Raw genomic sequence first — 4959 nt, 5'->3', positions numbered from 1 at the left:
ACGGTACATCGCACGACGGATCTTCAAAGTACTCAATGCCTCAGCTGTCTCGATGCAACTGGCTTGACGGACATAGAAGAGTCAGCCAGTCCCAGACTAGCTAAATCAAGTCTCACAGTATATTCAGCCTGTTCGCGATTTACCTGGCTCATGGCCACGTCTACCGGTCTCTTCATGGCCAACAGACTTCAGACGCAGCACATACCCCGCAGATCAGGAGAATAGAGTCAAAACTGTCACAAGCACCAGTATTCCCGCGACTAGGATTGCGGGCAGGATCTGTTTCAAAGTGACGGATCTATTTTCCGCCTGCATTGTCGACTGAAAATTCGTGGACGGTGCGTTATGACGGGGCGCGCCAACTTGGGCCTGTGGCCGATATCCTGCTCCCCCGTAATACTGCTGGCTCCCCTGCTGGGCGCCCGTGTCAAATGTGTTCTGAGCTGCCTGCCCGAAGTCCGTATAACCTGAGCCATTTCCCCAATCAGGCCTCGCTTTGTGGGTCAAATCGCTCGAGTAGTAGTTCCACGCTGAACTACGTTCTGCATCATCTTGATAACCGGGCAGATTCGAATACCGCGGCTGATCAGACGGCGACTGGTTATACACAATCTCGCTCGGGTCGCTCCCCCAATTGCGTTGCGTATTTGACGACGCTGTACTGACATCTTGGCTAGACCATTGATTTGATGAGCCCGCCCCATCCATGGGTTGGTCGAATTCCTCAATAGCGTTGGCGACGTCGATTTGAATGCGCTTCCTTTTCGAGGCCGCATATTCAGTCGATCCGTTTCGTTTGGCCCATTGCATTGCGGGGCCAATAGATCTTCGATTTGATGGTTTATTTTCGCTGAGCAAAGATCCACCTCTACAGTTATGGTGACGTGCAATTATTTACAGTGTAGAGCAGAACCGTAAGGACCCGGGATGTCTGCTCTCCACCTCGTCCTGCGTTGGAAATGTCGGCTTAACGACCTACGGGTCTCAGTCAAAGAACTGAGACCCGTAGGTTTAGAGGATTGGCACTGTGTGTTTAGTGCTTGTGTTGACCTTTGGAATATTCAAAGACCCATCCGGTCACGAAGAAGAGGCCCAGGAAGAGACCGATGATGAAGATCCACCAGTCAACAGCAACTCCAATGAATAAGATGGCACAAGACACGCCGAGGCCTAGTGGCCACCAGCTCCACGGCGCGAATCGCGCATAGGTGCCAGCGTATTCCGCGATCTCACCGTCTTCCTGATCGTCCACGCCTGTTTTGTATTCTTTGTCTACAAGACGCAGGTAGTAGGCAATCATGTACTGCATGGCGGCCAGAGCGAAAAGCGCTGGGATACCAACCCATTCAGTCCCACGAGTCCAAATCGCGTACACGACCGCAACTAGGAGAAAGAATGTTCCAAGAATCGCGAACAGTTTCGCATTAATCTTCACGTCAGGCACCTACCTTCGTTGTCATTTGTTCACGACGCTCTAGCGGAATCAGTTCTGGGTGATGTAGGTCCAATGCTGGACGTTCAGAACGGATACGCGGCAGGGCGTGGAAGTTGTGACGTGGTGGTGGACATGACGTAGCCCATTCGAGGGATCCGCCGAAGCCCCATGGGTCATCCACGGTGACTTTCTTACCATAACGGGCGGTGTAGTAGATGTTCCACAGGAACGGAATGATTGCCGCGCCGAGGAGCATAGAAGAGATCGTGGAGAACTGGTTCATCGCGGTGAAACCGTCCTCGACCATGTAGTCAGCGTACCGACGGGGCATACCCATGACGCCCAACCAGTGCTGCACCAGGAAGGTTCCGTGGAAGCCAAGGAAGAGCATCCAGAACTGGATTTTGCCCCACGTTTCGTTCAGCATCTTGCCGGTGAATTTTGGCCACCAGAAATAGAAGCCTGCGAACATGGCGAACACCACGGTACCGAAGACAACGTAGTGGAAGTGTGCGACAACGAAGTACGTATCAGATACTTGGAAGTCCAACGGTGGCGACGCCAGAATAATACCGGTCAGGCCACCGAAGAGGAAGGTCACCATGAAACCAAGGCTCCACAGCATCGGAGTCTCGAACGTGATGGATCCTCGCCACATGGTACCGATCCAGTTGACGAACTTCACGCCGGTAGGCACAGCAATGAGCATGGTCATCAGCGAGAAGAATGGCAGGAGCACCGAGCCGGTGACGTACATGTGGTGAGCCCACACGGTCATGGATAGTGCTGCAATGGCCGCGGTCGCAAAGACCAGTGATTTATAACCGAAGATTGGTTTACGTGAGAAGACGGGGATGATCTCGGAGACGATACCAAAGAACGGCAGCGCAATAATGTACACCTCCGGGTGCCCGAAGAACCAGAACAAGTGCTGCCATAGAATGGCGCCACCATTTTCTGGGTCAAAGATATGGCCTCCGAAGCGACGGTCGAGTCCAAGCCCAAACAGTGCTGACGCTAGCGGTGGAAACGCCATGAGAATCAGAATACCGGTAATCAGGGAGTTCCAAGTGAAAATCGGCATGCGCCACATGGTCATACCTGGGGCACGCATTGAGATGATCGTGGTGACGATGTTAACGCCACCAAGAATCGTACCGAAGCCTTGGAGCGCGAGGCCAAAGACCCAGAGGTCTCCACCGATTCCTGGCGAGTAGGTCGCGTTCGAAAGCGGCGCATATGCGAACCAACCGAATGACGCTGCACCCTGAGGGGTGAGGAAGCCTGCAACGACAATAAGCGATCCGAAAAGGAAGAACCAGAAGGCCAACGCGTTGAGACGTGGGAAGGCCACATCAGGTGCTCCGACTTGTAATGGCATGATCACATTGGCGAAACCAATAAATAGCGGCGTCGCGAACATCAACAGCATCAGTGTGCCGTGCATTGTGAACAACTGGTTGAACTGTTCTTTCGTCTGCAGTACCTGCATACCCGGGGAGAACAGTTCGGCACGGATCAGCAGCGCCATGACGCCGGCGAGGCCGAAGAAAATAAATGACGTGATCAGGTACATAAACCCGATTGTCTTGTGGTCAGTCGACGTGATCCAGTTGACGATAAGGCGACCTTTTGAAACGGGCACTACCTGTGGCCGGACGCGTGACTGACTCTCGTCTTGTGTGTATTCGTAAGTAGTCATGTACTTTTACTCCTCGATCCGTTGTGGATCGCCCAAAGGTACCTCTTGGTCCTGCTGACCTTCTGGGTTTTCGTTCGGGTTGCGGTTGAGTTCAGAACCCGACAGCCCCTCTGGCAGCTGACGAATCTGATTCAAGAATTCGCCCTCGTCAACGATTTCAACATTAAAGAGCATTTCGGAGTGGTATTCACCGCAGAGCTCGGCACATTTCCCGTGGAATTCACCGGTCTCGCCTGGCGTGAGGTACATACGGTTTGTCTGCCCTGGAACAATGTCCATCTTCTGCAAGAAGGCAGGTACCCAGAACGAGTGAATAACATCGCGTGACTTCAGCTGGAACTCAACTGGCACATCAACGGGAAGGTAGAGCGTTGGCAGTGTATCTTCAACGCCCTCTTCGCCGGTCAGTTGTCCCTGAACGCCGTAGAGGTGATGCTCCTCTGTTTGGCCGTCTTCCGTGGTGTATTCGTAGTCGAAGTCCCACGCCCACTGCTTACCGTGAACGGTGACGGTCAGTGGTGAATCCTCCACCGGGGTGCTGATTTCGCGTTCAACGCGGTCAGTAAAGCCCCACAGGGTGAGTACCAAAATAATTGGAATCACGGTAAACATGGTTTCCATTGGCATATTGTAGGCAAGCTGACGCGGATACCCTTTGTCGCCCTTACGACGACGGTACGCCACGATAACCCACAGCATTAAGATCCAGGTAATGACACCAATCACAAGTGCAGCTACCCAGGTTCCGACCCATAGGTTGGTGAGCAGCTCATTGTGGTTGGTCGTCTCGTTGGATCCGGGATACCAGCCTCGTTGCGCTTGCTCCGAACACGCAGTTAAGACAAGCAATGCCGTGGCGCCAATGACTCCCCCCTTTAGGAGTCTTTTGCCGCGGCTGCCGGCTCGATCTAGCAGTCTCACAGACGGCCCTTCCTCTTCATTTTCCAGTGCGAGTGTTTCGCTGTTGAGTCTACAGACTCTGCTCATGATGCTCTAAGCGCTGTCACAGCAAAACAACTTTGGCTGAGCACTAGCCTAGTGCTTTTTTATCCTGAAATGTGGACCATGACAGCAAAACGGCGAGTCAGCGTCCTATGTGACGCCAACCCGCCGTTTTCGGTCAAAGGTTGTGTCTTTTGCTCTAGTGGAAGGAGTCGCCACAAGCACAGGAACCTGCAGCTTGTGGGTTATCGATAGTGAAACCGACCTTGGTAATAGAGTCTTCAAAGTCGATTGATGCACCGGCCAAGTACGGCACCGACATCTTATCGATAATGACTTCTACACCGTCGTAATTGCTGACGGCGTCGCCATCAAGTACGCGTTCATCAAAATACAGTTGATAGATCAAACCTGAACATCCACCAGGCTGTACCGCAATACGCAGCCGAAGATCAGGGCGGCCTTCTTGTTCCAGCAAGTCACGAACTTTCCCTGCAGCCAGATCGGACAGTGCGACTTCGTGGGTTGGCAGGTTATCGGCGGGGGCCGCCTGTGGCAGCTCGTCGGCGATATTGTCTGTCTGTGTCATCGTGTTCTCCTTGTTGCAACTAATACCAGCGTCCAACATGTTGAACGTCTCGGCCATTGTTTTCTATTCCACAGGGTCATGAGCCATTCTGGCAAGTAGTAGTACCTGAGCTTCTATCGCATGGCGCAATACTGACAAGTCTAACGATTCATTTGGCGAATGCGCCTTGGTGTCGGGGTCTTCAATGCCCGTGAGTAAGAGATTGCGCGGATAGGGGCTTATCGGCGCTTACCGGAAATCGTAAGGCTTGACGGTGCGGGTGTCCCACCGGTAGCGGAGTCTGGCTTCGTG

4 protein-coding genes are annotated in these 4959 nt (G+C 53.1%); all 4 read right to left on the bottom strand.

Going from position 1 to position 4959, the window contains the following annotated elements:
- Positions 1 to 1033 precede the first annotated feature (1033 nt).
- Positions 1034 to 1435 (bottom strand): cytochrome c oxidase subunit 4, encoded by a 402-nt coding sequence (locus tag ACYVJT_RS15025; RefSeq protein ID WP_343957092.1) that lies wholly within the window; start codon positions 1433 to 1435, stop codon positions 1034 to 1036.
- Between the two features lies 1 nt (position 1436).
- Positions 1437 to 3137 carry an aa3-type cytochrome oxidase subunit I gene (gene ctaD, locus ACYVJT_RS15020; RefSeq protein ID WP_343957090.1) on the bottom strand — a complete coding sequence of 567 codons (1701 nt, stop codon included), beginning with the start codon at positions 3135 to 3137 and terminating at the stop codon, positions 1437 to 1439.
- A 6-nt stretch (positions 3138 to 3143) separates the two neighbouring features.
- On the bottom strand, positions 3144 to 4058 hold the full coding sequence (gene ctaC / locus ACYVJT_RS15015) for an aa3-type cytochrome oxidase subunit II (RefSeq protein ID WP_425579868.1): 915 nt from the start codon (positions 4056 to 4058) through the stop codon (positions 3144 to 3146).
- A gap of 220 nt (positions 4059 to 4278) precedes the next feature.
- Positions 4279 to 4668, bottom strand: a complete 390-nt coding sequence (locus ACYVJT_RS15010) for a HesB/IscA family protein (RefSeq protein ID WP_343957088.1) — start codon at positions 4666 to 4668, stop codon at positions 4279 to 4281.
- Positions 4669 to 4959 lie beyond the last annotated feature (291 nt).

This window comes from Yaniella soli (assembly GCF_054782375.1).
This window is presented reverse-complemented; position numbering and strand designations above follow the sequence as displayed.